General features: G+C 39.2%; 22 protein-coding genes and 1 pseudogene. 14 read left to right on the top strand and 9 right to left on the bottom strand.

Annotated elements, in window-relative coordinates; genetic code table 11:
- Window positions 1-175 precede the first annotated feature (175 nt).
- Complete coding sequence (locus ACIQCO_RS07905) at window positions 176-910, top strand: AzlC family ABC transporter permease (RefSeq protein WP_400427273.1); 735 nt, start codon at window positions 176-178, stop codon at window positions 908-910.
- Window positions 901-1,227, top strand: coding sequence for an AzlD domain-containing protein (locus ACIQCO_RS07900; protein WP_400427271.1), 327 nt, complete (start codon window positions 901-903; stop codon window positions 1,225-1,227). Before ACIQCO_RS07905 ends, ACIQCO_RS07900 begins: the two co-directional genes overlap by 10 nt.
- Before the next feature lie 67 nt (window positions 1,228-1,294).
- Here the strand turns inward: ACIQCO_RS07900 and ACIQCO_RS07895 are convergent, their stop codons facing one another.
- Window positions 1,295-2,068, bottom strand: coding sequence for a CPBP family intramembrane glutamic endopeptidase (locus tag ACIQCO_RS07895; protein WP_400427270.1), 774 nt, complete (start codon window positions 2,066-2,068; stop codon window positions 1,295-1,297).
- Window positions 2,069-2,262: 194 nt separating this feature from the next.
- Here ACIQCO_RS07895 and ACIQCO_RS07890 point away from each other — a divergent pair, with 194 nt between their 5' ends.
- On the top strand, window positions 2,263-3,456 hold the full coding sequence (locus ACIQCO_RS07890) for a sensor histidine kinase (RefSeq protein WP_400427268.1): 1,194 nt from the start codon (window positions 2,263-2,265) through the stop codon (window positions 3,454-3,456).
- The gene (locus ACIQCO_RS07885; RefSeq protein ID WP_400427267.1) at window positions 3,431-4,090 is read left to right on the top strand and encodes a response regulator transcription factor; all 660 of its coding nucleotides are present in this window, start codon (window positions 3,431-3,433) and stop codon (window positions 4,088-4,090) included. Before ACIQCO_RS07890 ends, ACIQCO_RS07885 begins: the two co-directional genes overlap by 26 nt.
- A 35-nt stretch (window positions 4,091-4,125) precedes the next feature.
- On the opposite strand, the gene ACIQCO_RS07880 is transcribed toward ACIQCO_RS07885, so the two are convergent.
- Together ACIQCO_RS07880 and ACIQCO_RS07875 are read right to left on the bottom strand one after the other, a co-directional pair.
- Entirely contained in the window at window positions 4,126-4,596 is a 471-nt protein-coding gene (locus ACIQCO_RS07880; protein ID WP_400427265.1) for a divergent PAP2 family protein, read from the bottom strand.
- A 166-nt stretch (window positions 4,597-4,762) separates the two neighbouring features.
- The gene (locus ACIQCO_RS07875; protein WP_400427264.1) at window positions 4,763-5,080 is read right to left on the bottom strand and encodes a YtxH domain-containing protein; all 318 of its coding nucleotides are present in this window, start codon (window positions 5,078-5,080) and stop codon (window positions 4,763-4,765) included.
- 182 nt (window positions 5,081-5,262) lie between these two features.
- Here ACIQCO_RS07875 and ACIQCO_RS07870 point away from each other — a divergent pair, with 182 nt between their 5' ends.
- From ACIQCO_RS07870 to ACIQCO_RS07860, 3 genes are all read left to right on the top strand, one after another.
- Complete coding sequence (locus tag ACIQCO_RS07870) at window positions 5,263-5,427, top strand: DUF1328 family protein (protein ID WP_400427263.1); 165 nt, start codon at window positions 5,263-5,265, stop codon at window positions 5,425-5,427.
- A 45-nt stretch (window positions 5,428-5,472) separates the two neighbouring features.
- The gene (locus tag ACIQCO_RS07865) at window positions 5,473-5,829 is read left to right on the top strand and encodes a sigma factor-like helix-turn-helix DNA-binding protein (RefSeq protein WP_400427261.1); all 357 of its coding nucleotides are present in this window, start codon (window positions 5,473-5,475) and stop codon (window positions 5,827-5,829) included.
- Between the two features lie 139 nt (window positions 5,830-5,968).
- On the top strand, window positions 5,969-6,733 hold the full coding sequence (locus ACIQCO_RS07860; protein WP_400427260.1) for a hypothetical protein: 765 nt from the start codon (window positions 5,969-5,971) through the stop codon (window positions 6,731-6,733).
- Window positions 6,734-6,796: 63 nt separating this feature from the next.
- Here the strand turns inward: ACIQCO_RS07860 and ACIQCO_RS07855 are convergent.
- Window positions 6,797-7,320 (bottom strand): annotated as a pseudogene (locus tag ACIQCO_RS07855) (cupin domain-containing protein).
- Window positions 7,321-7,549: 229 nt separating this feature from the next.
- Between ACIQCO_RS07855 and ACIQCO_RS07850 the strand changes: the two are divergent.
- Window positions 7,550-8,080: a hypothetical protein gene (locus ACIQCO_RS07850; protein ID WP_400427258.1), complete on the top strand. Its 531-nt coding sequence runs from the start codon at window positions 7,550-7,552 to the stop codon at window positions 8,078-8,080.
- Between the two features lie 387 nt (window positions 8,081-8,467).
- Entirely contained in the window at window positions 8,468-9,715 is a 1,248-nt protein-coding gene (locus ACIQCO_RS07845; RefSeq protein WP_400427257.1) for a cation:dicarboxylate symporter family transporter, read from the top strand.
- A gap of 120 nt (window positions 9,716-9,835) precedes the next feature.
- Here ACIQCO_RS07845 and ACIQCO_RS07840 read toward each other — a convergent pair whose 3' ends face one another.
- Complete coding sequence (locus ACIQCO_RS07840) at window positions 9,836-11,200, bottom strand: TrkH family potassium uptake protein (protein WP_400427256.1); 1,365 nt, start codon at window positions 11,198-11,200, stop codon at window positions 9,836-9,838.
- Between the two features lie 125 nt (window positions 11,201-11,325).
- Between ACIQCO_RS07840 and ACIQCO_RS07835 the strand changes: the two genes are divergently transcribed.
- On the top strand, window positions 11,326-12,636 hold the full coding sequence (locus ACIQCO_RS07835; protein WP_400427255.1) for a VTT domain-containing protein: 1,311 nt from the start codon (window positions 11,326-11,328) through the stop codon (window positions 12,634-12,636).
- Between the two features lie 78 nt (window positions 12,637-12,714).
- Here the strand turns inward: ACIQCO_RS07835 and mprF are convergent, their stop codons facing one another.
- The 4 genes from mprF to ACIQCO_RS07815 all read right to left on the bottom strand — a co-directional run bounded on the left by mprF (window position 12,715) and on the right by ACIQCO_RS07815 (window position 19,199).
- Window positions 12,715-15,258 (bottom strand): bifunctional lysylphosphatidylglycerol flippase/synthetase MprF, encoded by a 2,544-nt coding sequence (gene mprF / locus ACIQCO_RS07830; protein WP_400427253.1) that lies wholly within the window; start codon window positions 15,256-15,258, stop codon window positions 12,715-12,717.
- Window positions 15,259-15,564: 306 nt separating this feature from the next.
- Window positions 15,565-16,911 (bottom strand): GntP family permease, encoded by a 1,347-nt coding sequence (locus tag ACIQCO_RS07825; RefSeq protein WP_400427252.1) that lies wholly within the window; start codon window positions 16,909-16,911, stop codon window positions 15,565-15,567.
- An 18-nt stretch (window positions 16,912-16,929) separates the two neighbouring features.
- Complete coding sequence (gene gntK / locus ACIQCO_RS07820) at window positions 16,930-18,474, bottom strand: gluconokinase (RefSeq protein ID WP_400427250.1); 1,545 nt, start codon at window positions 18,472-18,474, stop codon at window positions 16,930-16,932.
- The gene (locus tag ACIQCO_RS07815) at window positions 18,471-19,199 is read right to left on the bottom strand and encodes a GntR family transcriptional regulator (RefSeq protein ID WP_400427248.1); all 729 of its coding nucleotides are present in this window, start codon (window positions 19,197-19,199) and stop codon (window positions 18,471-18,473) included. Before ACIQCO_RS07815 ends, gntK begins: the two co-directional genes overlap by 4 nt.
- A 198-nt stretch (window positions 19,200-19,397) precedes the next feature.
- On the opposite strand from ACIQCO_RS07815, the gene ACIQCO_RS07810 reads away from it, so the two are divergent.
- From ACIQCO_RS07810 to ACIQCO_RS07795, 4 genes are all read left to right on the top strand, one after another.
- A complete protein-coding gene (locus ACIQCO_RS07810) occupies window positions 19,398-19,967 on the top strand; it encodes an MOSC domain-containing protein (RefSeq protein ID WP_400427247.1) in 570 nt (189 codons plus the stop codon).
- A gap of 19 nt (window positions 19,968-19,986) precedes the next feature.
- Window positions 19,987-20,112 (top strand): hypothetical protein, encoded by a 126-nt coding sequence (locus ACIQCO_RS07805; protein ID WP_400427446.1) that lies wholly within the window; start codon window positions 19,987-19,989, stop codon window positions 20,110-20,112.
- A 768-nt stretch (window positions 20,113-20,880) separates the two neighbouring features.
- Complete coding sequence (locus ACIQCO_RS07800) at window positions 20,881-21,708, top strand: GNAT family N-acetyltransferase (RefSeq protein ID WP_400427246.1); 828 nt, start codon at window positions 20,881-20,883, stop codon at window positions 21,706-21,708.
- Window positions 21,709-21,713: 5 nt separating this feature from the next.
- Complete coding sequence (locus ACIQCO_RS07795; protein WP_400427245.1) at window positions 21,714-22,388, top strand: alpha/beta family hydrolase; 675 nt, start codon at window positions 21,714-21,716, stop codon at window positions 22,386-22,388.
- Window positions 22,389-22,393: the final 5 nt, after the last annotated feature.

Raw genomic sequence — 22,393 nt, 5'->3', positions numbered from 1 at the left:
TTATTGTTGAAAAATATTGAATATTTCATTAGTAAGTATTATAATAACCACTGATTGTCTCAGGGGACAATAAGTAAGTATTAATTGCTAATTTTTCACTAATGGATGAACCACCCTGACTTGTTTCATGTGGTTACAGGAAATCCGTTTAAATAATGACAAATGAGGGGATATGATGAGCCTTTCCAACGCTCAAAGTGAATCCGTAATCCATCCAAGTGACGAAGATTCCTTTATCCAAGGTGTAAAGGATTGTATCCCGACACTGCTGGGTTACTTAAGTATCGGCTTTGCTGCCGGTGTGGTTGAAAAGACGGCAGGGCTTAGCATTGCCGAGATTGCCCTGATAAGCTTTGTTCTTTATGCCGGCTCCGCTCAATTTATTGCAGCGGGGATGATTGCCGCTAATAGTTCTGCCACTGCGATTATTATTACTATTTACTTTGTCAATGTGCGTCATATCTTACTTAGCGCTGCCCTTTCACCCTATTTTCGCCATCTTTCTCCGCTTAAAAATATGCTCATCGGATCACTGCTTACGGATGAAACCTTTGGTGTGGCTATTAATAAGGCGGCACAAAAGCGAAACATTAGCGAGAAATGGATGCACGGGCTAAATATTACCGCCTGGATAAACTGGGTGATTGCCAATTTAGCAGGGGCCTATTTTGGTAATTGGATTTCCAATCCTGAAAAATTCGGCTTAGATTATGCCTTACCGGCGATGTTTATTGGGCTTTTGGTCCTTTCGGTGTTAAGCCGGAAAAAAATCAAACTGGATATTTTTGTGGCCATTATCGCAGTCATCATCGCAGTTGGAATTAGTTCGATGTTTTCGAGCAGTCTCGGTGTGATTGCAGCTACAATTATTGCCTCAACGATAGGGATGGTGTTGGAAAAATGGAAGTAAGAGGGGCCATTCTAATAATCATTTTAGGAACAGCGCTTGTCACATTTATTCCCAGGGTCCTGCCGCTGATGGTGCTTAGCCGCTTTGAACTGCCGGAATGGGCGACAAGATGGTTAAGTTTTATCCCCATTTCTGTAATGGCTGCTTTGGTGGGCCAGGAGATTTTCATGGCTGATGGGAAAATTCCACTATCGGCTGGAAACGTAGAAATTTTAGCAGCCATTCCCACGTTTTTGGTTGCTATTAAGACACGCAGTTTATTAGCCACGGTCCTGGCAGGAATTATCTCCTTAATGGTTTTACGATATTTGCTATAGGAAAAATATTTTAAAAAGGGCGGACAGTGACTGGCACTGTCCGCCTAGGTAATTCATGAATAGATCCTTAATACTTAGCGCTAACAGCTCCGATTCCAGTGTTCACGCTGTTGCTGTTTCGTGTTAATAAATAAAGTGCATATACAAGAAATGCGGCGTTTAGCAGGACTAATATGGTTAACCATCCAAGTGAAAAGTTGATACTGTGAACGCCGAATTCTCCGGTTGCTGCATACTCTACAGCATCTAATATGAAATGAAATCCGATTGCAGGAAGTAAGCTCTTATTTTGTAAACGCAAGGCTGTAAGGGCCATACCGGCTATGAACGTCCACGCAAATTGAAAAAGACCAAAGGCTACATCACCGCCAACAAATATATTACCTAGATGTGCGGTTCCAAAAAGAAGTGAAGGAACGATGATCGCGACGGCCTTACCAAACGGTAACATGGCTCGTAACAGAATTCCTCTAAATAGGATTTCTTCGTTAATGGCCACTCCTAAAGCGGCAATTAGTAATAATGGGACATGCCCCCATGTCGAGTGAAAACCTAAATGAAGCCCTAAGGTTAACGGAATAATAAGTACTGGTAACCAAACGAACCATTCTTTAGAAGCAGGTTTGATTAAGCCAATTTCCTTATCCATTCTTACCCATTTCACTGCTGCGAAGGCGCAGGCTGCATATAATAGCATGACTAACCATCCTAAATCCTTTTGAACAGTTAGGGCTGGATTGAACGCCTGAATACCCTTAACTGTTAGCATCCCGATAATGCCTCTTCCAAACATAACCACAAGGAACAGAACTAAACCGTGTCGATATAAAAAAGATTTCATTAAAATCTCTCCTTTTCTTACCTTATTTGTATCTTCATTATGGAACAGAATCGGTCATGGCCAATAGTGTGCTTCGTCATGAAATAATTATCTCTAGTCATATGACTTAATTGACTTTTTTAAAGGTACAAGAGAAGAGTTTGTTGAATTAAATAGGTAATTCTATCTATTCATAAGCATTGAAGGAGAGCAGTATGCTGCCATTTAAAAATGAAACCCACTGGGTTTACAAAACTGCACAAATCACGAGAATAGGCTGGTTTATTTTCCATTTATTGATTTTGGTTATCTTCCTAAAACCTTTTCCTTTATCTTGGCTGGTTATGACATTGCTGTTTGCTGCCTTTCTTATTCCTCAATGGTCTAGGGGTAAGATAATAAACTATCCGGTGCTGGAATGCATCTTTAGCAGCCTGTTTTTAATTGTGGGCTGCTATTTGTTAGGAAAATATTCCTCCTTCCTGGCAATCCCTGCGCTAGTTGCTGGAATTTACAGCAGACCAGGAAAGGAGAGATGGTATCTATGGGCGGGATTTTCCGTTATTCCTCTTATCGCTTACCTCGCCGTAGGTATCAATCAGATAGGGATGGGTGTGATTGATGGTCTCTTTCTTTTCGGTATTGGGACTTCAGTGGCAAAGGTGCTGGAGGCGGAGAAAAGGACACAATTCTTACTGGATGAAAACCAGCGGCAGAATCAACTTTTAGAGGAATATGCCAATCAGATTGAAAAGGTCACGTTATTGGAAGAACGAAATCGCCTGGCTCGGGATTTGCATGATACAGTGGGACATACGTTTACATCCGTCATAATGGGGCTTGATGCGGTATCATTCCTGATTGAGGCATCACCGCAAAAGGCCAAGGAACAGGCCGGCCGGTTGCGAGACGTGATGAGCAGATCACTAGAGGAAACAAGAACCTATATCCATCAAATCTCGCCAAACGGAGAACGGGAGGATTTGTCCTCACAGCTTCAAAATGTGGCGAGTGAATTTGCCTCCCATACAAAAACAGATGTTATTTTTAATAGCAAAGGCACGCCAGCAAATATTTCTTTCCAAGGAAGCTTGGCTTTCATTCGCTGCCTTCAGGAATCATTAACAAATGCTGTGCGTCATGGTCATGCGAAGGAAATCACGGTATCACTTCAGCAAGAAACATCACAGATTATTTTAACAATAAAGGATGACGGTATCGGGATAAAAGAGGAGAAATATGGATTCGGTCTTAACGGAATGATAGAACGTCTAGAAGCCCTTCAAGGTGGAATGACTATTGAGTCAAAGGGTGAGGAAGGAACATCTGTTACTTGTTTTTTACCTGTGAGAGTTAATCAAATAAAGAGGGAGGTGGAAAAAAATGATAAAAGTGCTGATTGTGGATGATCAGGAGCTAATTCGTGAAAGCCTTTCGATTGTCCTAGGAGCGGAGACTGACTTTGAAATTGTCGCTGTAGCCGAGCATGGAAAGATGGCAGTGGCCCTTACGAAACAACTTTCGCCAGAGCTTGTTCTGATGGATATTCATATGCCCTTCATGGATGGTGTAGAGGCAACAAGGCAAATTAAGAGTCAGTTTCCGGGGGTAAAGGTGATCATCTTAACCACCTTTCAAGAATTGGAATACGTCAGGGAAGCATTAACGGCAGGGGCAGAAGGTTATTTACTGAAAGCGATTCATCCAAGGGATCTTGCGGCGGGAATCAGATTGGTTCATCACGGGGGAACACTGATTACACAGGAGATTGCCAAGCAGCTGATTGCCGATTGGGTTACCCCTTCAGAGCAAACAAAGGCGGCAAAAGGTAAGAAAGCAAGTTATGGACTCACTGAAAGAGAAATAGAGGTGCTCGAGGAGCTATCAAAAGGTGCGGCTAATCGCGAAATAGCCCGCAAATTATTTTTAACAGAAGGAACAGTAAAAAATTATATCTCCAATATTTATTCGAAATTAGAAGTCGCCGGACGACACAAGGCAGTCTTTAAGGCGAAGGAGGAAGGGATTATTCCCCCGAATTAATTGGGTGGGCGAACAGAGTGTAACACTGTTCGCTATCAAAACGGGTAAACCTGATAAGTTAGAACACCAACGATGATCCCTGTAATTGCTCCAAAAAAGACTTCTGCCGGTTGATGCCCTAATAATTCTTTCAGCTTTTCTCTCGACTCTGTTTTCTTTAAATTCGGGTCTTTTAAGGTTTCAATGAGAAGATTGAAATCAGCTAACAACTTATTTAATACTTCCGCATGGTAGCCCGCGTGTCTTCGAACGCCAGTAGCATCATGCATGACAATAAGGGAAACGACGACACAAATGGCAAATTCATTTGAATAAAGTCCAGTCGTTAATCCAATCGCTGTCGTTAAGGAAATAATGGTAGCTGTATGTGAACTCGGCATGCCGCCGGTACTAAACATCAGGTTCCATTTTAATTCTCCGGTTGTTACATAGTGGATGGGGATTTTTACGAATTGGGCAATCAACATTCCTAAAAGTGCAGCTAAAATTGGATAGGATAAAAACATCTCGGACCTCCTATAATTGTATGTCCTTAGATTATGCCATAAAAACCAAAATAATGAGCATGATTAATTTGACTGGGGGTCATTGGATAGTGAAATAACGATAAAAGTCCACGTAGAGAGATCCTACGTGGACTTTCCAAGCTGAAAAGCACGAACCGTACAAGTCTTAACTGCTTTTGTCACGAATATCGTCTTTGACATCATGGAGCGTATCCGCAATCACTTGTTTTCCTTCATTGGCCTTATCTGACAGCTCAGAAGCATGTTTGCCGATACTGCTTGCAACGTCCTGGGCCTTCTCTTTAACAACCGCGGTTAATTGGCTCCCTTTTTCATTAAGGGATTTATACGTTTTAGATAAATCTTCCCTCAACATCGAGCCAGACTTCGGAGTTAATAAAGACGAAGCTGCTGCCCCTATCACCCCGCCGATTAACAAACCTAACCAAAGTCTGCTTTTATTTGTTTCTGCTGTTTCACTCATGAAGAACACTCCTTATTCATTATTATTTTCATCCTAGTTAGGTAAATACCCGTATTATCTGCGTTTGAAACAACAAGAATAGGAGGAATTGGAAATGGAGACAGGTTTTATCAAAGAATGAACTGGGTAATAAATAACAAACGGAGGCAAATCAAAAATATTCTAAAAGGTAGGTTAAACATATGGTAAAAGCCGCTATTTTGTTTCTTATTATTGCTATTATCGCAGGAATTTTTGGATTTTTTGGAATTGTATCTGCAGCGGTGGGCATTGCCAAAATCCTATTCGTAATCTTCTTGATTCTGTTTGTAGTATCACTTATTTTTGGCAGACGAAAAAGCTACTAACAACCTATTTCATTAAAGTACCATTGAAAGAAGGAGAGAGTTAAGGTGAGGAAGAATCATGAAGCACGTTCTCCCAAGCGAAGGGGCTGGCAATACTGGCGTGTCACTTCACTTGATGCTCCGCTATACAATGTACAGGGATTTACTCTGTGGGATGTGATTGGGGAAGAAGATAAGCGATATCATCTGATTGAAACTCGTTTAGATTTGTCCCAAGCCTGGTCACAGCTCAATGAGATGGAAAAATGGATTCTTTATCTAATTTTTGTCGAAGGGGAGTCTCAACGGACCGCTGCCCATCGATTAGCAATATCACAGATTACAGTTAGTCAAACGATGAGATATGCCTTGGAGAAGTTGAAACAAGCGCTATTCGAGCCTTTATCCTCTTATTATGCGTAAAATTTATACCGGCGGGCCTGCGCAAAGGGTTCGACGGTTTTTCTGTGTTTGTAGTACAATAAATAATAGAAAAGCTTCCAAGAATTTCAAAAGTAGTAATAAAAAAAGGGGAGAAGGTACCTGAGAAAGGAGGATTAGCATGGGTAACATTCCTGTTGGGGGATGGATAAGCTTGGAAATTTTAATTATCTGTTTAGCGGTGTGGCGAGTTTTTAAATTTATCAAAGCGTATAAAAGCACTGAACAAAGCCTCCCTACAGAAGAGAAAATCGAGGCGATGGTAAATTGCCAAATTAAGAATAAAGTGCTTGCTGCGTTTCTTACACGAGATTTTTTGACCATTTACTATCTTTTTTCACCATCCAATAAAAGGAAGCTGGAGCAAGGAACGGCCTTTACACTTCATAAAAAAGTCGGCTATGGCGGGATTGTGTTTGGGTTTCTCTTTGTTTTAGTTTTAGAAGCGGTTGGAGTCTCGTACTTCCTACATAGCTGGAGCACGGTTATAGCCTGGGTCCATCTGGCGTTATCGGTGTATTTGATTATTTTTCTTATCAGTGATTATAAAGCAATCAAACGGAATCCTGTCCTCTTATCACATGAAAAACTCCACATTCGCTTGGGCTTGCGGTCAAAGGCGCAAATTTACTTACATAATATCGAAAGTATTCAAGCTGGAAAAGTGAATTTTGAAAATGATAAAAAGAAAAAAGATGTTTGGAATCTCACCTTATTTGGATTCGAGGACCCGGATTATGAAATTTCCCTCAAAGAACCGCTCTTGTTAAGAGATGGTCTTGGAAGAGATTGTTTGATTCGAAAAATATATCTAACGCTCGATGAAAAGGAGGAGTTTTTGACCCAAATAAAACTTCTTAAGGAGAAAGTAGAAGTTGTTGGATGAAAGAAGAGAAAAAAATAAATCAAATCAAACGGTAGATCTAAAGCTTGAGGCTGCTAAGCGACCTCAAGCTTTAGGCAGTTCTTTATATGCCAGCTTCATAATGATATCCTTATGCTGCGGATACTTTGACAATAGATCATCCTGGGTAAATAATTCGAAGTCTTGGAATTCAAAACCTGGAGATACCATACAGCCTACTAGCGAACATGTATCTTTTTCAAGTACGGATGATCCAAAGATTGAATTTTTCGGAACTAAGGCCTGAGGAACTTCTCCCGCTTCAAGATTCATACCTATTTTTATTTCTTCATATTCTCCATTTTCATGAATTACATGAACGGTAAGTGAGCTTCCAGCGTGATAATACCACAATTCATCCGACTTTAGACGATGAAAGTGGGACACATTGTTGGAGTTAATAAAAAGTAAATACTCGTGTACAGCTTTCGCTGACCTTCGAAATTTACCGTTAACTCTTTGTCGGAAATCTGTTCCCCAGAGGAAAAAGTACTTTTGTAATAGCCGCCTTCCGGATGCGGAACAAGTCCAAGCTTTGCAACCCAGGATTCTAATTCATTTATATGCATATAGAAAATTCCTTTCTTGATAATGCTTTTACAGATTCGCTACTGACTCTCTCTTCTTCGTCACATTTCTGAATAAGGCGAACAGCATTTGCCTCCTTAGATAGTATCTCATTTGTCGCCTTGCTTCAATTAAACTAATCTTGACATTTTTCTGATTTTTCACTAAAATATATTTAAGTAAAATAAATTTTAGTAAAAAATAATGTATCAAAAAGGGTGGGGAATAAGGATGAGCCTTTTGGATATTTATTTACAAAGAAATGGAAAGAAACGCTATGATATATTCAAAGAAACGGGAATCAGTCAACAAATGCTTTCAAGTGTAAATAAAAAAAGTGTCAGCAGTTATTCAGTCAAAACCATTCAAGCAATTGCAAAAACAGTAGGAAAAAGTGAAGGGATGGTGCTTGACGAATTATTGCAGATAGAAAAGGAAAAGCCTATCTTTGAAGTTTATAATCATGAAGAATTACTAATAGCCTTTGATAATAAGGAGTCATTTATTGTTATTAAGGGAGACTATAAAAATAAAATCGAAGAATTAGCTAAATCACAGCTTTCAGAAACGGAAACATTAGGATTGGAATTAGGTTCTGCTGGAGCAGTGACTATCTTAGCTGAAGGATTTTATCAATTAGCCAATTTATTTAGTAAAAAAGATGAAGAACAAAAGAAAATTGAAAGCCAATTTCGTAAATACAAAATTAAAAAAATCAATGAAAATGAGTTGCTTTTGTCTTTACGGCAATTAGATTATTAAAGTGGTAATTCAGATTGATTGGAACCATCATAAGGGCAGGGGCTCATCCATAAATAAAATGGAATAGCCCCTGCTTTTTTATTGTGATTTTTATTTCGTTAGAGGAACCAAGTTGAGGGTAAGTAAATTTTACTATTTTCCTTTTTGGTCAAACATGTTATTCTAAAAAAATAACCTAAAAAATCAAAAGTTTGATTAAGTGGTGTGAATGTCTTGAAAAGTCAGATTTATTATACAAGCATCTAACAAAAATGAAGTATTTTCCACTAAGATTTTTATTTTTAAAATAGTAAATCTTAATAAAGATGAATGTGCATTAGTCTACAGCATCTAAGGTGATTGTTCATTGTTATCAACTTTAATATATTTTAAAAAGGGGAAGTGTAGATGAAGAAGATTAGTTTAGCGTGGCAGATTTTTATTGGACTGGCTCTCGGTATTATTGTGGGTGCAGTTTTTTATGGCAATCCACATGTGGCAAGTTACCTCCAGCCAATTGGAGATATCTTTATTCGTTTAATTAAAATGATTGTTGTACCAATCGTTGTTTCCAGCCTAATTGTCGGTGTTGCAGGCGTCGGTGATATGAAGTCATTGGGTAAGCTAGGCGGGAAAACCCTGCTTTATTTTGAAATCATTACCACAGTCGCCATCCTTGTTGGGCTTCTTGCCGGGAATGTGTTTCAGCCAGGTGCCGGAGTCGATCGGTCCAAACTGACAAAAACGGATATAAATAGTTACGTCCATACTGCGGAACAAACAGAGTCACATTCGATGATTGACACAGTTGTGAATATAGTTCCTACCAATATCATTCAGTCATTAGCAAATGGCGATATGTTAGCAATTATTTTCTTTTCCATCATGTTTGGACTTGGTGTGGCGGCGATTGGTGAGAAAGGACTGCCGATTCTCAATTTCTTTAGAGGAACGGCCGATGCGATGTTCTATGTCACTAACCAAATCATGAAGCTTGCCCCTTTTGGTGTATTTGCTTTAATTGGTGTAACTGTTTCAAAATTTGGTATCTCTTCGTTAATTCCGCTCGGGAAATTGGTCCTTGTCGTTTACGGATCGATGATTTTTTTCATTCTAGTTGTTCTTGGATTAACGGCAAAAATTGTTGGATTTAATATTTTTAAGCTCATCCGTTACTTGAAAGACGAACTAATTTTAGGTTATACAACCGCAAGTTCAGAGACTGTCCTTCCGAAAATTATGGAAAAGATGGAGAAGATCGGTTGTCCGAAGGCAATTACATCCTTTGTCATTCCAACGGGGTATTCTTTTAATCTTGATGGATCAACCTTATACCAAGCAATTGCGGCATTGTTTATTGCCCAAATGTATGGAATTGATTTGACTATCGGGCATCAAATCACGTTAGTTCTTGTTTTGATGCTAACTTCCAAAGGGATTGCCGGCGTTCCGGGTGTATCCTTTGTAGTGCTTCTTGCCACATTAGGAAGTGTTGGAATTCCTGTAGAAGGACTAGCATTTATTGCTGGAATTGACCGGATTCTTGACATGGCACGTACATGTGTAAACATTGTCGGAAACTCCCTCGCAGCGATTGTTATTACAAAATGGGAAGGCCATAAGCTTAATGATTCTCATGAACAAAAAGCAGCCTAATATTACGACACAGAACACCTTGCGAATGCAAGGTGTTTTTTACTACTTATCGTAATTAGCAGCGGAAGAAGTGAAATTTAACATCTTTCCGGGAGCCCCAATGGCTCCCGGAGGTTTCAATTAACCGATAATTACTCTTTCTTTTGGATAATTATAGTTTGATTTCTTATTACTACCACCAATAATAAATAAGAAAGATGTTAAACCGATTCTTCCAATGAACATTAACATCATCAAAACGAATTTTCCAAAAATGCTAAGGTCGGGGGTAATCCCTAGAGATAAACCAACCGTTCCAAAGGCAGAACATACTTCTAAAAATATGGCAATAAGCTCATGCTGGCTATCGGATATGCTTAATGCTATAACCGATATTAAGCACATACCAATAGCTAGAAATGTAATGGCAAATGATTTCATAATATCATCCGGATGAAGCTCGCGGTTAAAGAGTTTGATTTCACGATTTCCTCTGGCAAAATGATAAATAAATAGGATGTTTAACGCAAATGTTGTTGTTCGGATTCCTCCACCTACGGAATTCGGAGAGCCGCCAATAAACATGAAAACACTCATGATCAAGAGTGTTGGCCTCGAAAGATCATTGATATCCAAGGTTGTCAGCCCGGCGCTTCTCGTGGTAGCTGCCTGGAAAAAGGAATAGAAAAAGCTGTCAAGCCAACCCATACCCTTGAAGTAGTGTTGAAATTCCAAGAGAAAAATAAGGATTGTCCCAAGAATAAGAAGGATTCCATATGTTAATGTTGTCAACTTTGCAAATAAAGAAAAGCGGAATGGATGCCCAAGCTCCGTCTTTTTACGAAGTAAATAATGCTTTACTTCAATTAAGACAGGGAACCCTATGGCACCAAGAATGATTTGCGTAATATTGATTAACTGAACAAAATAATCTTTTGCATAAGGGGCAAGTGACTCACCAGTTATATCCATTCCGGCATTTGTTGTCGCGCTAACGGATGTAAACAAGCCGTGAAGAAAAGCTTCTTTCCAAGTTGGATAATACTGTAAGAAATAAAATCCGAGAATGAGTGCCCCTATAAGCTCAATAAGGAGAATAATCTTGATAATTTCTTTCACTAATAGAACGAGACCCGATAATGCGAACTGATTATTGTCAACCATGATGAGGCGGCGTTCACGCAATCCAATTTTCCTGCCCAAAAGAATCCAGAAAAAGGTGCTAATGGCCATAATGCCAATACCACCGAATTGCAATACGAGCATAATAATAAAATACCCAAATACGCTATACGTTTCCGAAATGTTAAACACACTCAAACCTGTATCACTGACCACACTGACAGCTGTGAAGACTGTATCTATAAAAGATAATTCGACCCCAGGTTTACGAACTGCCGGGATACTAAATAACAGTATGGATACTGTTACTGCCAATAAATAATAGCTAGAAATAACCTGAGCTGGTGACATTTTCTCCATCCAGTTTCGTAGTTTACCCCACATAAACATTCCCCTTCAAACTTTTTCATATCCCCTATCATAATGAAAATTGAATGGATTTGAAAGTATTAATTAATATTAAAAAATAGAAAATACTTTATATATAATAATAAAAGTGAGGGCTGTCTGTGGGTGTGATTACAACTTATATGGATCAGTATGGATATGTATTGTTATTTATCGCGCTTTTACTTGAACTGCTAGCACTCCCGCTGCCGGGTGAGCTCATTATGAGTTACACTGGGTTTCTTGTCTACCAGGGACATCTGGGTTGGTTCACCAGCATTTTCGTTGCTGGTGTGGCTAGTTCAATTGGAATGACGATTGCTTATTGGATTGGATCAAAATTTGGTACAGTTTTTTTTGATAAATACGGCAGGAAATTCCATCTGGGTCCAGAACGTTTGGAAAACACCTCAAAATGGTTTAGTAAGTATGGCAACAAATTGCTGATTATTGCCTTTTTTATCCCTGGAGTAAGACATTTCACTGGTTATTTTTCAGGGATTACACGTCTTAAAATGCGTACATATGCTTTATATGCCTACAGTGGTGCATTTATTTGGGTAGCCACTTTTATTTCGCTAGGTAAGGTACTTGGACCAAAATGGGAGCAATTCCATGCATCCATTAAAAAATATCTATTAATTGGCATCATGATTGCTCTGTTCATTTTGGTAATTGTTTATCTATACCGAAGGAAGAAAGAACAAATTAAAGGTGCAGCAATCTTAGGGATTAACAGAATGATGAAATTATTGAAGTCAAGAAGACGAACAGGGATATTTATTGTTTGCATTGTTGTCATCACACTTGTGTTAAGTGTCCTGTTGATCGAAGTCATCCAAAGTTTGTTGACCAATGAGTTTCAGGAATTCGATGAAACGATAACCATTTTGGTTCCATCAATTTTTGGTCAGGAATGGACTCCTTTTATGCAGATATTCGCTTTCATGGACAATTCTAAAGTCCTATTTAGTATATGTGCTTGTTCATTTTTGTGGATTATATGGAAAGGAAGGAACAAAGTACTTGAATTATTAGCATGGCTGCTGATTATTTCAGGTGGAGAATTATATGAAGAAAGCTTGATAAGGCTATTTCATAGCTTGACACTCCCCGAGCAAACTTCGGCGGCACGCTTGTTTCATAAATTTCCAAGCGAGCGGCCGCTAATGGCGTTTGTCATCTATGGTTTTGCTGTCTTTGTGTTCGTGCGTCACACATGTAAAGAACGTGTTCATTCAAATGCCGCTGCAGGAACACTTCTTTTATTACTTCTTATAGCAGTCAGTCGTATCTTTTTTGGTGTTCAAGATCCTAGCGATATCGTAGTCGAATATATATTTGGCGGAGTTTGGTTAGGTTTAAATATCCTTGTGTTAGAGATGTTACGTTTGCTGCGAAATGCCCATATCGATGGTAAACCAAATGAATAAGATGTCACTTTATAAAGTACAAATTAGATCCGTGCAAATAGAAAGATTGGCTCAAAAAAAGCCAATCTTTCTTTCCGTCTATCCCTCTCCATTTTTTCTTTTCTTCCCGATCAATAAAGTGATTTGTGCCATCGTAATAGGCAAGGAAGTTTTCTTTCGATGAGCTAAGTATTTTGGAAGCCACATATCGGCATATTTATCTTTGAATTTTCTTAAACCTTGAAAGGAATAGAAAAATTGTCCATGTAAAAATATTTGTGAAGCTACTTTTTCACTTAAAAAGGAAAACTTGGACAAACCTACATTTGATAATGGTGCCATGCCGATATTAAAGTATTTATACCCTTGTTCTTTTGCCCATTCAAATAATGAGAGAAAAACAAAGTCCATTGTTCCATTTGGCGCATCCTTCCCAAATCGCATTAAGTCCAACGAAATCGTCTGTTTTTGATTATAAACGGGCATTAAGCTGACAAATCCAAGAATCTCAGTTCCATTTGCTCTAACAACGGCAATTTCAGCTTTATTGAGGTAATCCGCATCAAAAAAACCGAGGGAAAAGCCTTTTTCCGTTCTTCCCTGAAGCCAGTCATCAGATATTTCCTTAAGTTCCTTCAAGAAATCAGCCTGAAAGGGTGGGGTTACAATCTCAAACTGATAATTCTCACGTTCAAACTTGTTTTTTACTGCCCGGGCCCCTTTCATTTTTTTCCCACTAAAGGAAAAGCTGTTTAAGTCAACATAAGCCTCCTCACCAAGCTTAAAAAAGTCATAACCGTTTTCGTGCAGATTAGGGAGCATTCTCTCGCTGACTTCGTAAAAAACAGGGGTATATCCATGAAGATCTGCTGTTTCTCGGAATTCTTCTATCGCAAGTGGCATTTCGTCACGGTCTCCAACAGGGTCACCGAGGACCACGAGCTTGTCTGCGTATACTTGATAGGCAAACATGACGTTGTCCGTTTTATTCCAATAAATATATTTATCATGTAAAAAGATTAAATGGGTTAGGACCGTTCCATTAAAATGATCCAAATGTTTGATTATTTTATCTTCTTGAGAACGGGAGGGCTTCAGCTCCCATTTTTTATTGCGTTTAAACAAATAGCCGATGGAAAATAGGACCATGGCGAAAAACAAGCCTATTAACGCACTTTTAAATAGATCACGATAGTCTTTAATCAGATAGGGGGATAGCCTTGGGTTCACTTTTATTTCGGAGGAAGGCAAATTGAGATAGCCGATTAATACAAACATAAAGGTAATCACTACAAACATAAGGATGTCAAAAATAGTTTTGCCCCAGCTCAAGACAAAACGCTCTCTGTAAAACCGCTTTTTGGAAGCTCTCAAGAGCACGACAACAATTAAAAGATACAATGCCTCTTCATAATCAAATCCCTTTAAGAAAGTGAATAAGGCGGCAAGAATTAAAACGACCATCGTTAGATTGTATGCCCTTTTCTCCTTGTATTGAATACCACGGGATAAACCTAGCAGGATAAATCCAGTTGCAACGGAGAGTTGATGCGAAATATTCATGATTGGAAACGATAAAAATTCTTGCGCAATCTTGAGCCTTCCGATAATTCCCGGGACAGCTGCTGAAAGAAGCAAAACAAGTCCTGATAGAAAGACCAAAAGGGTTAAAAGGATGTGGCTAGTCCTCGCAAGGATGGCATCAGGCACATTGTTCCACGATTTATTCCATTTGTTCCAAAAATCCTTAATGAATAACACTAGTCCTACTAAAAATGGAAGGATAAAATAGCAGATACGATAAAACAGTAGCAGGATAACCACCTTTTCATCCGGAACCCTCAAGGACTGAGTTCCCAAAAGGAAAACCAGGTCAAAGGAGCCAAAACCTCCAGGAATCATACTAATGATACCGGCGCATGATGCAACAAGAAATACAGGCACAAGATGAGCTAAATCAATAGGAATACTCAATATCAGACATAATAGCCAAAATACAAGAAAAATGGCGATCCATTCAAATAAAGAAACGAAGAGTAGTCTTAATGCCATTCCCCAATCGATAATGAATTCCGCCGCTTTTTTCCGCTGAATAAGATAGACGACGAAAAAAACTGGCAAATATAAACTTACCACTAAGCAGGCCCAAAATAGCCATTTTTTATCATGAAAGAGAGGGAATCCTCTATATCCAACTAGGACAATCCAGGCAAGCAAAGAGATACCGGTAAGGAAGTAAAAGGAAACAGAAGCAATGATCTTCAACAGTCTCTTTTTATTTGTTTCATATTCATGATAGGAATAAGCTCTTAGTGTAGCACCAGCCAAACCTCCAAACCCAATGAAGTTTGCAAAGGTATTCGCAATAAAAGATTTTTTCATCAGTTCTTTTAACGGTACTTTAATCGCTAATATTTTTGTTAACAATACATCATAAAAAATCATCGGAGAAATAGCGCAAAAAGTGATCAATAGAATCAAGAGCAGCTTGGCAAAATGCAACTGACTAACTTCATGACGAAGCAATTGAACATTAACATTTCCAGTAAATTTTTTGATTTCATAAACGGCAAGTCCTAACAAAATCATTGGAAATAAAATTTTTAGGAATAAAATGAACTTTCCTTTATTAAACCTTTTCATAGCCATTCACCCATTTTCTCCCTGGTCCCTAGCCTTGGACATCAACAAAGGATAGGAAATAGGAAGCCCTTCAGTTATCGATAAAAACATTTGAGTCTAATCTGTATTTTGTATCGAAACTACACAAATATTCGTAAGGAAATGGATTCACCTTTTGGTAACAAGTCTTTTTTGCTAATGAACAAAAATGAAAGGGCAGTATAACCACCACTTCATTCCTTAGAGGAATCTAAGAAATGAGCGGGGACTCTACTGCCCTTTGCTTAACCAGCATTGGACTATAAAACCGCTGCTGAATATTTTTACTTATACGAATAAACTTAGTAATAGAACAAATCCTAATCCAGCTACTGAAATAATCGTCTCAAGTAAGGTCCAGGTTGCGAATGTTTCTTTCATGCTTAAACCGAAATACTCTTTAAACATCCAGAATCCAGCATCATTTACGTGTGAGGCTATTAAACTACCAGCACCTGTAGCAAGCACGACTAATGCCAGGTTAACGTCTGATTGGCCTAACATTGGGATAACCATACCAGCAGTTGTTAAAGCCGCAACGGTAGCGGACCCTAAGGAAATCCGTAAAATAGCAGCGATGATCCAGGCAAGTAAAATTGGTGAGATGTTAGTCCCTTTAAATAATTCTGCGACATAGTCACCTACACCGCCATTTATTAATACTTGTTTGAAGGCACCGCCTCCGCCGATGATTAACAGCATCATCCCGATATGTGAGATAGCTGTTGAACAAGAATCCATTACTGATTTAATCGGAATATTTCTTGCTAATCCCATTGTATAAATGGCAACTAATAAAGAGATGACCATGGCAGGGGATGCGCCGCCAACAAAACGAATAATGGCTAGTAACGTATTATCTGCAAATCCGATTGTTTTTTGCAGTAAAGTAATAATGGTAGCAATCGACATTAAAATAACAGGAAGCATTGCGGTAAATACACTGATTCCAAACCCTGGAGTATCTTCAAGTTTAAATGTCTTTTGTTCGCCTAAAGAAGCGATATCACCAGTTTTTGTAAATGATGCCGGCACTAATTTTTTAGCAAGCTTTGTAAATAAAGGTCCAGCAATAATGACAGTTGGAATAGCGATAATAAAACCATAAAGTAATACTTGACCAAGATCTGCACCAAATTCACCTGCAATGGTGGTTGGTCCTGGATGCGGCGGCAAGAAACCGTGGGTCACAGATAAAGCTGCTCCCATTGGAATACCGAGATAGAGAATCGAAACTTTTAATTGTTTAGAAATGGCAAATACGATTGGGATTAATAAAACGAGTCCTACTTCAAAGAATAAAGCGATTCCAATGATGAACGAAGCAGCTACGACAGCCCACTGAATATTTTTTTCGCCAAATTTGTTAACTAGAGTCATCGCAATTCGCTGCGCGCCGCCTGAATCTGCAATTAATTTACCCAGCATTGCACCAAGTCCGAAGATAAGTGCGATATGACCAAGTGTCCCGCCTAATCCAGCTTCTATCGTTGAAATGACTTCGTCTAATTTCATTCCAAGTGCGATTGCCACACCGAATGAGACAATGATAAGTGAAACAAAGGTGTTTAATTTGAACCCCATGATTAAAACCAGTAATGCTAAAATTCCAATCGCTACAATAACTAATGGCATGATAATTCCCCCAATAATTTATATATTTTTATTTAGTAAGCTTCTTTGATAGTTGGCGATCATTGTATAATCTTCTTCTAATACTCTAGATAAATTAATAAAGATTGGCACTAATTGTCTATATTCCTTTGCTGCATCTTCCTTAGGAGTATGTTTGTGAGTGCTGCCAATCATTTCCGAAGCTACATCAAAGGACTCAATTTTTCCTAATGCATATAGACCCAAAATACAAGCACCTAAACACGAACTCTCATAGCTTTCCGGAACGACTACTTCAGATTCAAAAATATCAGACATCATCTGACGCCATACTTCGGATCTAGCGAAGCCTCCAGTGGCTTGAATACGGGTCACAGGGCCATCCATGCTCTCAATTAATGCTAGGAACACCGTGTATAAATTGTAAATGACGCCTTCTAAGGAAGCTCGAATCATGTGTTCTTTCTTATGTGACAGCGTTAACCCAAAAAATGAGCCTCGTACGTCCGGATTCCATAATGGTGCACGCTCACCAGCCAGATATGGATGGAATAGTAATCCATCGGCGCCAGGTCTTACGCGTTCTGCGATCTTGGTTAATACTTCATATGGATCAATTCCAAGTCTTTTTGCAGTTTCTACTTCTGCAGCTGCGAATTCGTCTCGAATCCAGCGAAGGACCATTCCACCGTTGTTGACAGGACCGCCAATGACCCAATGCTTTTCCGTTAATGCATAACAGAATAATCGTCCTTTTTCGTCTGTTTGCGGCTGGTCAATAATGGTTCGAATCGCACCGCTTGTCCCAATTGTGATCGCGACCTCGCCTTTCTTAATCGCATTCACACCTAAATTGGAGAGTACGCCATCACTTGCGCCAATGACAAAGGGAGTTTGTGGATCAATCCCCATTTGTTTCGCTAATTCAGGATCGCAGTTTTTAAAAATCGCGGTTGTTGGTACCAGTTTTGATAATTGGTCACGTGTTACACCTGCAATTTCTAATGCTTCTACATCCCAATCCAAGCCTTTTAAATTCATCATACCCATCGCCGAAGCAAGAGAATAATCGACAACATATTGATTAAAGAATTTTTTAAAGATATATTCTTTAATTCCAATATATTTTTTTGTTTTGGCGGCTATTTCAGGACGTTCATTCACAATCCAAGCAATCTTGCTTAATGGTGACATGGGGTGAATCGGTGTCCCCGTTCTTTTATAGACTTCATGACCATTTAATTCATCTTTTATTTTGTGGGCCCATGCTTCACTGCGATTATCTGCCCAGGTGATACAGGGTGTCAGCGGCTGGTCATTTTCATCAACGGCAATGACACTATGCATCGCACTACTAAATGAAATGAATGATATTTCTTTTTGAGAATGTTGTTTCATTATTTTCGAAATCGCTTGTACGACAGCTTGAAAAATCTCTTCTGGATCCTGTTCAGCTGTCGAAATATCAGGTGTGTAAAGGGGGTAACCGATATTCTCTTGTTGAATGACGCCGCCTTTTTCAGTAAATAAAACGGCTTTCGTACTTGTTGTACCGATGTCTACACCTAACATATTGCTGGTCATTTTTCCGGGTCTACTCCTTTAGATAGCATTTGTTGTGACAGCCAAAGGTCTTCTACTTTCCCTTGAACATCATCAAAGTTTTGATGTAGGGATTGAATCATCAGGTCTCTATTTTTTGTATCGATCGCTTCAATATAGAGCTGATGATTTTTCACAATCCGTGCAAAGTCTTCGTATTTTTCCTCGAAACGATTGCGCATCGATAAAAGAATGAGAGCTTCCATAACGGGTTTTACATTATTCCAGATCATCATAATGTAGGAATGATTGATCGTCCGTATAATCGTTTCATGGAATAAGACATCTTGATAAGAGAACTCATCGGGATCCTGATATTTGATAGCGACTTTCATCATTTCGAGTATTTTGCTTAGTTCCCTTACTACCCCTTTTGTGTCTATTTTTACAAGCCGTTCAAAGACAAAGGTTTCTATAAGTAAACGAACATCATAAATTTCCTCTATTTCTTTCTCTTTTAACCCAATGACAACGGCACCCATTCTTTCTAAGCGAATCAAATTTTCAGATGCCAAAACTTTTAATGCTTCACGAATCGGTGACCGGCTTACCTCAAAATCGGCAGCCAATTTATTTTCTGATAGAATGGTTCCGCTTTCAATCCTGCCCGAAATGATCTGCATTCTAAGCTCGCAGGTGACACGATCACCGGTGGAGGCTTTTGAAAGCCACTTTTGTGGATAAAGAAATTCCGTCGATTCTGTCATTAAACCACCTTCCTAAATTAAACTAGGATACTTGTATACAAGTATTATAAAACAGATTTTTGAAAATGCAACCGCTTTTATAAAATTTATTATTTCTAAAAAACAATAGCTCATGATAAATTGTGGTACCCAAGAAGGGATGTTTATCCTTTTTGCCGAATTTAATTAAATCGGTGCGATTTTATAGGAGGAAATTAAATGGATTTCTTATTAAAACAAGTATTTGTTGGCTTACCAAAAACAGTCGGTAATAAAGAAGCGGTAAATCCAATGGAGCGGGAATGGACTAGCGCAATTTTTAAAGAGCCTGCCGAAGGACCAGTCTGGGTGGGCAGAACGGGTTTAGCAGGCGACGGACAAGGTGATTTGAAACATCACGGCGGACCAGAAAAGGCCGTTTTCGCCTATTCGTTTGAAAATTATCGATACTGGCAATCAGAATTAGGTATTTCAGAGATAACATCCGGCGGTATGGGTGAAAATTTGGTCATGGCCAATGTAAATGAAGAATCAATTGCGATTGGCGATACCTTTCAAATTGGCGAGGCGGTTATTCAAGTTTCACAGCCCAGACAGCCTTGCTGGAAACCGGCGCGCCGGTTTAAGGTTAAAAACTTAGCACTATTACTACAGAAAACTGGATTGACCGGCTGGTATTTCCGGGTTTTAAAAGAGGGGTATGTGGGAATCGGAGCAAATATTAACTTTAGTGGACCGGCCCTATCCCCAGTGGACCATCCAAAAATGCAATCAAATTATTCATGCTAAACAGCAAAATTTTGTGGAGATGCGGGAGCTTGCTTGTTGTGAATTGCTTGCACCAGGCATGAGAGAAACTTTAGAAAAGCGAATTGAGAAACGAGACCCTGGTGCCCGGGATATCCGCGACCGGGTTTTTGGGCCGAATGAATAAAATAGGATCTTTGAAGTGCCGTTAGTGCCCGTGAGCGGGAAAAAGAGCCGGCGCGGACACAAAAAAGAATAATTGTGCCCGTGGAGCGGGAAAAAAAGTCGGCGCGGTCACAAAAAAGAATAATTGTGCCCGTGGAGCGGGAAAAAGAGTCGTCACGGTCACAAAAAAGAATAATTGTGCCCAAGGAGCGGGAAAAAGAGCCGTCGCGGTCGCAAAAAAGAATAATTGTGCCCGTGGAGCGGAAAAAAAAGTCGTCATGTCACAAAAAAGAATAATTGTGCCCGTGGAGCGGGAAAAAAGAGACGTCACGGTCACAAAAAAGAATAATTGTGCCCAAGGAGCGGGAAAAAGAGCCGTCGCGGTCGCAAAACATTGCCCGTAAGGTGGGAAAAAATTAGAAGACGGGTACTGTGACATTTCGGTATTTTAAAATTGGTTCTGTTATTATTCATTGTTGAGTTTCGCGTAGGAATGAGAATTAATAGGCGGAGAATTTCCGGCTAATGTAGACAGAGGAAGCTAAAGAAGCAGATATAAGCGGAGAATTTCCGATTAACTGCTCTAAATAAGGCAAAATCCAACGATTTGGATAATATAAACGGAAAAACTTCCTTTATTTTTAAGGAAATATGGGTTTTTCCCAATTTAAACGGAATTTTCCCGTTTATTTTTCAAACACAGTGAAATCAACATCCAGTAAGTAAAAAAGCTTTTAGGATAAAAATTACCGGAAAATAATATGTTATTTTCCCCTGAGAGGACGAGAATATGTTTTCAAGACTTGACTCAAATGATGAGGCAATTGCCAAAGGTAGTGCCTTTGAATCTGACGAGGTACAATTCAATCTGTTTCATCGAATCACTGAAGGCAGTGATACTTTATCCTGCAAAACGCAAGATGGGAAAATGATTTTTGCCCAAACACCGGGGCATAGTGGCTGGTTATGGATTTCAAAACAGATGACGGCCGAGGAACGGAATTACATTATTCAGGAATTGGTCAACCATCTTAAAGGGGTTCCACTTCCCGGGGTAACCGGAGAACCTGAGACTGCTGCGCTGTTTGCGGACGTTTTTTCAAAAAAGAATCATCTTCAATACGAAACCGAAATGGTAATGGAATCCTATTATTGTCCAAAGGTAATCAAGCCTGAAAATGTTCCAGGTAAAATCCAAACAGCTACATTGCAGGATGTGGATACCGTCGCAGAATATCTAGCAGGATTCTTAAGAGATGCTTTTGGGACAGCTGTTGAACCGAATACCCAGGCAGCCAAGGCGGAGACCATGATACAAACAGGAAATCTATATCTTTGGATCGTTGATGGTCAGCCGGTATCGATGGCGAATATTTCTCATCGCTCCCCAAGACATGCACGGATTAATTCAGTATTTACCCCGATTTCACAACGGAAAAAGGGCTACGCAAGCGCACTTGTAGCAGAGCTGTGTGTAATCATTGAATCTGAGAAACTAGTTCCGATGCTGTATGCAGACCTTAAAAATCCTGACTCCAATAAGGTTTATCAAAATATCGGCTTTTTAGAAAGTGGCAAAATTGCAGAATTCAAATTTACAGACTCCCCAAAGAGGTGAAGCAAATGTATCAAATTACGGAAGGCAAAGTTGAAAGAAATGAACAATCCACCATCCCCTATACGTGGATTCGCGGTGAACAACCAAATAAAAACATTTGCATCATGCTGCCAGGACTAGGTTACTCTACAGAGCGGCCGCTATTCCATTATGCTACTGGAGTATGTTTGAATCAAAATGTGGATGTTCTTCATATCAATTATAACTTTGCAAAAAATGAACATTTTAAAAAGCTTAACGATACAGAGCAAGATAGGTGGATGTACGAAGATGTGAAAGCGGTTGTCGCAGAGGTTCTGAAGGATACCAAATATGAACAGTGCTTTGTATTAAGTAAATCGATTGGCACGATTCCGATGGCTAATGAATGGAATCAACGGAATTTCATCAAAAATGCGATCGGAATTTGGTTAACCCCGCTTTTGAAAATTGACGCTGTATATGATGCGTTATTGAAAACTGAGCTGCCTTCCCTTTGTGTAATCGGGGATGAAGACCATCATTATATTGAAGAACGGATTTCTTCCCTGAAAAATAATGAACATGTCAGTACGGTCGTCATTCCCAAGGCTGACCATGGATTAGAGATAAAAGGTGATACGTTAGCGTCCATTGATACTGCGAAGGAAGTTTTCAAGCACATTCATGATTTTATCTCTAAAAATAAAATCAAAGAATGAATAGT

It is taken from the genome of Neobacillus sp. NPDC093127 (assembly GCF_044754175.1).
In the GTDB taxonomy this organism is placed as follows: Bacteria; Bacillota; Bacilli; order Bacillales; family Cytobacillaceae; genus Neobacillus.
The sequence above is the reverse complement of the archived record's forward strand: the minus strand, read 5'-3'. Positions and strand labels throughout refer to the sequence as shown.

Bases quoted from the DNA above. Each gene is read 5' to 3' on its own strand.
- ACIQCO_RS07815 (WP_400427248.1), bottom strand. From the start codon at position 19,199: ATGACAGAATCGACGGAATTTCTTTATCCACAAAAGTGGCTTTCAAAA.
- ACIQCO_RS07810 (WP_400427247.1), top strand. From the start codon at position 19,398: ATGGATTTCTTATTAAAACAAGTATTTGTTGGCTTACCAAAAACAGTC.
- ACIQCO_RS07825 (WP_400427252.1), bottom strand. From the start codon at position 16,911: ATGCCATTAGTTATTGTAGCGATTGGAATTTTAGCATTACTGGTTTTA.
- ACIQCO_RS07900 (WP_400427271.1), top strand. From the start codon at position 901: ATGGAAGTAAGAGGGGCCATTCTAATAATCATTTTAGGAACAGCGCTT.
- ACIQCO_RS07845 (WP_400427257.1), top strand. From the start codon at position 8,468: ATGAAGAAGATTAGTTTAGCGTGGCAGATTTTTATTGGACTGGCTCTC.
- ACIQCO_RS07880 (WP_400427265.1), bottom strand. From the start codon at position 4,596: ATGTTTTTATCCTATCCAATTTTAGCTGCACTTTTAGGAATGTTGATT.
- ACIQCO_RS07860 (WP_400427260.1), top strand. From the start codon at position 5,969: ATGGGTAACATTCCTGTTGGGGGATGGATAAGCTTGGAAATTTTAATT.
- ACIQCO_RS07805 (WP_400427446.1), top strand. From the start codon at position 19,987: ATGCGGGAGCTTGCTTGTTGTGAATTGCTTGCACCAGGCATGAGAGAA.
- ACIQCO_RS07885 (WP_400427267.1), top strand. From the start codon at position 3,431: ATGATAAAAGTGCTGATTGTGGATGATCAGGAGCTAATTCGTGAAAGC.
- ACIQCO_RS07800 (WP_400427246.1), top strand. From the start codon at position 20,881: ATGTTTTCAAGACTTGACTCAAATGATGAGGCAATTGCCAAAGGTAGT.
- mprF (WP_400427253.1), bottom strand. From the start codon at position 15,258: ATGAAAAGGTTTAATAAAGGAAAGTTCATTTTATTCCTAAAAATTTTA.
- ACIQCO_RS07890 (WP_400427268.1), top strand. From the start codon at position 2,263: ATGCTGCCATTTAAAAATGAAACCCACTGGGTTTACAAAACTGCACAA.
- gntK (WP_400427250.1), bottom strand. From the start codon at position 18,474: ATGACCAGCAATATGTTAGGTGTAGACATCGGTACAACAAGTACGAAA.
- ACIQCO_RS07795 (WP_400427245.1), top strand. From the start codon at position 21,714: ATGTATCAAATTACGGAAGGCAAAGTTGAAAGAAATGAACAATCCACC.
- ACIQCO_RS07895 (WP_400427270.1), bottom strand. From the start codon at position 2,068: ATGAAATCTTTTTTATATCGACACGGTTTAGTTCTGTTCCTTGTGGTT.
- ACIQCO_RS07875 (WP_400427264.1), bottom strand. From the start codon at position 5,080: ATGAGTGAAACAGCAGAAACAAATAAAAGCAGACTTTGGTTAGGTTTG.
- ACIQCO_RS07870 (WP_400427263.1), top strand. From the start codon at position 5,263: ATGGTAAAAGCCGCTATTTTGTTTCTTATTATTGCTATTATCGCAGGA.
- ACIQCO_RS07905 (WP_400427273.1), top strand. From the start codon at position 176: ATGAGCCTTTCCAACGCTCAAAGTGAATCCGTAATCCATCCAAGTGAC.
- ACIQCO_RS07850 (WP_400427258.1), top strand. From the start codon at position 7,550: ATGAGCCTTTTGGATATTTATTTACAAAGAAATGGAAAGAAACGCTAT.
- ACIQCO_RS07840 (WP_400427256.1), bottom strand. From the start codon at position 11,200: ATGTGGGGTAAACTACGAAACTGGATGGAGAAAATGTCACCAGCTCAG.